This is a genomic window from Kitasatospora sp. NPDC057198 (genome assembly GCF_042670125.1).
GTDB lineage: Bacteria > Actinomycetota > Actinomycetes > Streptomycetales > Streptomycetaceae > Kitasatospora.
In genome coordinates this window covers 1-5287 of record NZ_JBHUWH010000514.1, presented here as the reverse complement: position 1 = coordinate 5287, position 5287 = coordinate 1, and the positions used below count along the sequence as shown (strand labels likewise).

The 5287-nt window shown below is 75.1% G+C and carries 5 protein-coding genes; 2 read left to right on the top strand and 3 right to left on the bottom strand.

All coding sequences use genetic code 11. The features are described 5' to 3' along the window. The 3 genes from ACFUEL_RS34435 to ACFUEL_RS34425 all read right to left on the bottom strand — a co-directional run. Nucleotides 1-853 (bottom strand): SDR family oxidoreductase (locus tag ACFUEL_RS34435; protein WP_380241300.1); only part of this gene is annotated, 853 nt, incomplete at its 3' end. Continuing rightward, entirely contained in the window at nucleotides 850-1773 is a 924-nt protein-coding gene (locus tag ACFUEL_RS34430) for an alpha/beta fold hydrolase (protein ID WP_380241298.1), read from the bottom strand. The genes ACFUEL_RS34430 and ACFUEL_RS34435, both read right to left, overlap by 4 nt. Beyond that, a complete protein-coding gene (locus tag ACFUEL_RS34425; protein ID WP_380241296.1) occupies nucleotides 1770-3326 on the bottom strand; it encodes a flavin-containing monooxygenase in 1557 nt (518 codons plus the stop codon). Before ACFUEL_RS34425 ends, ACFUEL_RS34430 begins: the two co-directional genes overlap by 4 nt. 156 nt (nucleotides 3327-3482) lie before the next feature. Here ACFUEL_RS34425 and ACFUEL_RS34420 point away from each other — a divergent pair, with 156 nt between their 5' ends. Next, nucleotides 3483-4298 (top strand): MerR family transcriptional regulator, encoded by an 816-nt coding sequence (locus ACFUEL_RS34420; protein ID WP_380241294.1) that lies wholly within the window; start codon nucleotides 3483-3485, stop codon nucleotides 4296-4298. Between the two features lie 51 nt (nucleotides 4299-4349). After that, nucleotides 4350-5150 (top strand): inositol monophosphatase family protein, encoded by an 801-nt coding sequence (locus ACFUEL_RS34415; protein ID WP_380241301.1) that lies wholly within the window; start codon nucleotides 4350-4352, stop codon nucleotides 5148-5150. Nucleotides 5151-5287: the final 137 nt, after the last annotated feature.

The window sequence follows — 5287 nt, the reverse complement described above, 5'->3', positions numbered from 1 at the left end:
GCCCGCCCGCGCCGACCGGGCCCAGCCGGGTGGCGGCGGTGGCCTTCAACTCCGGTGCCAGCCGGGCCACGTCGCGGGAGCCGACCGCGGCGATCAGGCCGGGCAGGAACCCGCGCAGCGGCTGCATGCCGCGCAGCCACGCCTGGGCGTAGACGTGCGCGGAGCGGCGGGCCAGGCCCGCCACCAGGCGGTCCACGGCGGGTTCGATCGGGTAGGTCTTGTTGGCGGGCCAGGGCAGCTTGGCCCGCATCCGCCGCAGCACGGCGTCCTCGTCGGCGCCGCGCACCATGTCGGTGTCGGTCCAACTCAGGTACCCAACACCGACCTTGACCCCCTGGTGGGCGACCTCGGCGCGCAGCGCGTGCGCGAACGACTCGACGCCCGCCTTGGAGGCGCAGTACGCGGACATCAGCGGGGCCGGGGTGAGCGCGGCGAGCGAGGCGATCTGCAGCAGGTAGCCGCGGCTCTCGGCGAGCGCGGGCAGGAAGGCCCGCGCGGTGGCCACCGAGCCCAGCAGGTTGACCTCGACCACCCTGCTCCAGGCCCGGTGGTCGCTGTCCTGCAGCGGCCCGCCGAGCGCGATGCCCGCGTTGGCCACCACGGCGTCGATCCGCCCGTACCGCTCCTTGATCCGGTGCGCGGTGTCGGTGAGCGCCTCCAGGTCGGTGACGTCGGCCTCCCAGGCGGAGGCGTGCTCGCCGCACTGGGCGGCGACCGCCTTCAGCTCGGCGGGCTCCAGGCCGACCAGCGCGACCTTGGCGCCGCGTTCGGAGAGCTTGCGGGCCATCAGCGCGCCGAGGCCGCGGGCGGCCCCGGTGATGACGACGACCTGCGAGGACAGCGGCGGTGTCATGCGGTCTCCTCGAGGGGGGCGGCGGTCAGGGCGGCGAGGCGGCGGATCTCGCCGGCCACCTCGGCGGGGCGTTCGACCGGGCTCATGTGGCCGGTTCCGGACAGTTCGAGCAGGCCGCGCGGATCGGCCAGCGCGGCGGCGATCCGGCGGGCGTGCACGGGCGGGGTGAGCTTGTCACGGCTGCCCGCGACGACGGCGGTGGGCGCGGCGATCCGGGCCAGCCCGTCGTGCACGTCGAGGGTGTCGAGCACGCCCGCCCAGTGGAAGCGGACCTTCGCCGGGCAGGCGTGCACCACCTGCGCGCACGCCTCGACCCGGTCGGGCGGCGTGGCCGGTCCCATGGTGGCGTACTTGAGGGCGGCCCTGGTGACGGCGGTGACGGGACCGAGCGGCAGCCGGGAGCGCAGGATCTGCCGGTGCAGGAAGCGCCGCAGGCCCCTGGCCCGGACGGCGGGCGGCAGCACGGCCAGTTCGGCGACCAGCGCGCCCGGACCGGTGTTGACCAGCAGGTTGGCGGCGGTGCGGTCGGCGACGCCGGGCCGGTCGCCGGCCGCCATGATCGTCATGCCTCCCATGCTGTGCCCGGCGACCACGGCGCGCCGCCCGGCGGGGACGGTGGCGGCGAGCACCGCCTCCAGGTCGTCGGCGAGCTTCTCGGCGGAGTAGCCGTCGGCGCCGGCGGGGGCGGGGCTGCGGCCGTGGCCGCGCTGGTCGTAGGCGACGACCCGGAAGTCGGCGGCCAACCGGTTGACCACCGGCGCCCAGAACGCGGTGGAGCACGTCCAGCCGTGGGCGAGCACCACCAGCGGCGCGCCCTCGGGGCCGTACTCCTCGACGTTGAGCTCGGCGCCGTCGGCGGAGCGGACGGCGCGCACGGCCGCCGGGTCGGGCAGCACGCAGTCGGCGGGGATGCGGCTCATGCGGACACCGCCTCCACGGGCTCGGGGGCGGTGCGCTTGAGCAGCTCGTACTCGGTGAGGTCGACGTGCCGGGTGGCGCGGCGGAAGGCGCTGGTGGAGCCGGGCCACAGCACGGTGTTCTTGCCGCTCTCCTCCAGGTACCAGCTGCGGCAGCCGCCGGTGGTCCACACGGTGCGGCCCATCCGGTGCTGGAGCTCCAGGTTCCACCGGCGCTGGGCGCGCTCGGTGGGCTGCATGGCGGTCGCGCCCAGCGAGTCGAGGGTGGTGAGCGCGTCGACGAGGTAGTTCAGCTGGGACTCGATCATCAGGATCATCGAATTGTTGCCGAGCCCGGTGTTCGGGCCGATCAGGAAGAACAGGTTCGGGAAGCCGCGCACCGTGGAGCCGCGCAGCGCCTCCATGCCGTCCTTCCAGCTCTCGGCCAGCGAGGTGCCGCCGACGCCGAAGACCCGTTCGGCGATCGGCAGGTCGGTGACGTGGAAGCCGGTGCCGAACACGATCGCGTCGACCTCGTGCTCGCTGCCGTCCGCGCCGACCAGGGTGGAGCCGCGCAGCTCGCGCAGGCCGCCCGCGACCACCTCGGTGTTGGGGGCGGCCAGCGCCGGGTAGTAGGTGTTGCTGAGCAGGATGCGCTTGCAGCCGATCCGGTAGTCCGGGGTCAGCCTGGCGCGCAGCGCCGGGTCGGCGACGGTCTTGTGCAGGTGCCGCAGCGCGACCCGCTGGACGAGCTTCAGCAGCTGCGGGCGGCGGACGAACGCGTCCACCTGGAGCTCGCGGATCGCGAACAGCCCGGCCCGGCGCAGCAGCCCGGTCGGCGGCAGGTTGGCGTGCAGCCACTTCTCCAGGCCGGTGACCTCGCGGTCGGCGCGCGGCAGGACCCAGGCGGGGGTGCGCTGGAAGACGGTCAGCCGGCCGACGGCCGGCTGGATCGCCGGGATGATCTGGGCGGCGGAGGCGCCGGTGCCGACCACGGCGACGCGCTTGCCCGCCAGGTCGTAGTCGTGGTCCCAGCGGGAGGAGTGGAAGACCTTGCCGGGGAAGGCGTCCAGGCCCGGCAGGTCCGGGATCTGCGGGTCGGCGAGCGGTCCGGCCGCGGAGACCACGGCGTCCGCCGTCCAGTTCCCGGCCCTCGTGGTGACCCGCCAGCGGGTGTGCTGCTCCTCCCAGCGCAGTTCGGTGACCTCGGCGCCGAAGCGCAGGTGCGGGCGCAGCCCGAAGGTGTCGGCGATCCGCTCCAGGTAGGCGCGGATGTCGGGCTGGCCGGAGAAGACCCGGGGCCACTCGGGGTTGGGCGCGAACGAGAACGAGTACAGGTGCGAGGGCACGTCGCAGGCGCAGCCCGGGTACGAGTTGTCGCGCCACGTCCCGCCGACGGAGTCCGCGCGCTCCAGGACCACGAAGTCGGTGATCCCGGCCCGGCGCAGCCGGACGCCGGCGCCCAGGCCGCCGAAGCCGGAGCCGATGACGGCGACCCGCACGTGCGGGACGGCCTCCTCCGGCCGCGGGTCCGGGTCGGTGGCGGGCGCGGGGGGTTTCTTGGTACGGGGTGCCATGGGCGGGCCTCCTGGCGAGGGTGGGGGGCGCTGGCTGGTGGCTGGTCGCGCGGCGGACGTTGCCAGTAATCACTGGCGCGTTTGGCAGAGTAGCCCTTGTTGACACTCAGTGGAATAGCGCCGGACGCCGCTGTTTGCGCGCCGTCCGGGAGCCCTATGCTGACCGGCGTGGCGGAGACCGAGCAGGAAGACGAGCGCCCCCGCGCCTACCGGGTCGCCGAACTCGCCGAGGCGGCCGGCGTCAGCGTGCGCACCGTCCGCTTCTACCGCGAACGCCGCCTGCTCCCGCCGCCCCGCCGGGAGGGCCGGATCGCCTGGTACGGCGAGGAGCACCTGGCCCGGCTCCGCCTGATCGCCGAACTCCTCGAGCGCGGCCACGCCCTGGGCGGCATCGCCGAACTGATCGGCGCCGGCGAGGACGGCCGGGACGTCGCCGAACTGATCGGCCTGCAGGCCGCGCTGGTCGCCCCCTGGTCCGACGAGACGCCCGTCCACCTCGGCTGGGACGAGCTGCGCGCCGCGTTCGGCGACCAGCTCACCCCCGCCAACACCGCCGAGTCCGTCGCCCAGGGCTACGTCACCGTCCACCCCGACGGCATCACCCACGTCAGCCGCCGCCTGATGGACGCCACCGTCGCCCTGGTCGGCGAGGGCGTGCCGCTGGCCGCCGTCCTGGACGTCAGCCGCCGGGCCGGCGAGTACGCGGACGCGATGGCCGACCTGTTCGTCGCCCTGGTCCGCGACCACCTGCTCGGCGCGCTCACCCGCGTCCAGGACCTCACGCCCGCCGAGGCCGCCCGGCTCACCGAACGGATCCAGCGCGTCCGCCCGCTCGCCCGAGCCGTCAACGACGCCCGGTTCGCGCTGGCGATGGACCGCCGGGTGCGCGCCGAGTACGACGGCCTCGCCGCGGAGCGCCCCGCCCCCGGCTCCCCCCACCCGTCCCCCGCGCCACCTGGGCACCATCCGTAACCTCCCCGACGTGGGAGAGTGGGGGGCGGCGAAGGGAGCACGGGCGTGCTGATGGAGAAGGTCACCGAGATCCTGGTCGAGGTCTCGGCCGAGGTGGTGGAACCGCGGTTCCGGGCACTGGCCGACGGCGAGGTGATGGAGAAGGCCCCCGGCGAGATCGTCACCGTCGCCGACCGGGAGGCCGAACAGATCATCTCCCGGCGCCTGCGCGAGCTGCTCCCCGTCCCCGTGGTCGGCGAAGAGGCCGTCGCCGCCGACCCCGCGCTCGCCCGCGCCCTGCACGACGAGCCCGCCGCCTGGCTGGTCGACCCCGTCGACGGCACCCGCAACTTCGTCGCCGGACAGCCCTCGTACGCGGTGATGGCCTCGCTGGTCCGCCGCGGCGAGACCGTCGCCTCCTGGATCTGGCAGCCCTGCGCGCGCACCGCCTACACCGCCGAACTCGGCGCCGGCGCCTGGCGCGACGGCGAACGGCTCGCCCTGCCGAAGGTCGCCACCGCCCCCGAGAAGTGGTCCGGCATCCTCAAGACCCGCTACTTCGCCCCGCCCACCGGCCACCGCCTGCTCGCCAACACCCTCGCCCTCGGCCCCCTCGACCCCGGCCGCGGCTCCGCCGGCATCGAGTACCCCCTGATCGCCACCGGCACCCACGACTTCATCCTCTACTGGCGCACCCTCCCCTGGGACCACGCCCCCGGCTCCCTCCTCGTCACCGAGGCCGGCGGCCGCAGCGCCCGCTTCGACGGCACCCCCTACCGCCCCGAGGCCCCCGGCGGCCCCGACGGCCTCCTGGTGGCCACCGACCCGGACCAGTGGGAGACCCTCCGGGGGATCCTGCTGGACGGCGTGTGATCGGGGAGCTCGGCGGACGGCGTGGAACCGGGGGCGCGGGGAGACCCGCTGCGCTGAGGCGAAACCAGGGGCGCGGGGAACTGCGCGGCCAACCGAGCACGCACAGCCGGATCGCGACGCAGGACGAGAGCTTGCAC